Source organism: Vibrio sp. 378 (assembly GCF_033339435.1).
The window spans coordinates 1-591 of record NZ_JAWOUO010000836.1 but is presented as its reverse complement, the minus strand read 5'-3'; the positions used below and the strand labels follow the sequence as shown (position 1 = coordinate 591).

General features: G+C 33.2%; 1 protein-coding gene. It reads right to left on the bottom strand.

Translation table 11 applies throughout. The features are described from left to right. Positions 1-262: helix-turn-helix transcriptional regulator (locus R7Q48_RS29130; protein WP_318133840.1), on the bottom strand; the 262-nt coding region annotated here is incomplete at its 3' end. Positions 263-591 lie beyond the last annotated feature (329 nt).

The following is a 591-nucleotide window of genomic DNA, read 5'->3' as shown; positions in this document are numbered from 1 at the left end:
CCTTAGAGTTCACATCTATGCGTCGGGCAAAGTTAAGAGTCTCATGAGAGCAAAGGGCTTCCACTGCGCTTTCCTTGAACGGATGCTCACTGAGTAAATGATTGATGGCGTAATCGTACACCGGGGGAATCGAAGATTTGCCACTTTCAATATTGGTTATCTTAGCTACGGAAACTCCCAACAAAGACGCAAACTCCGCTTTGCTGTATTCCAAGATGAACCTTGAAGAGATGAACTTATCTGCACTAATGATTCTCAACATACACAAATCTCTAATAGAAATAAAACAGAGCAAATGGAATATGCTCCATTTTCTGTTGAAACATGTAATGAAAAAGTTACTTCCGAATGTTTTTATACGCATAGTATGCGCTATTTTTATTTGCTTATTATCTTGCGCCTAATTAAGAATAAAATCAACAAATCAAATCTTAAACCAAAAATAGAAATTTAGATTTAGAGGTATAAATTTTAATTAATATTATTAGATAAAGTAATGAGTGTATTTTTTAGCCTTTTATTTATAGCCACGAAATTAATTTCCAATTCCAGTTAATTAGATATTGGAAATGTTTGATTTGAGCTTAATAA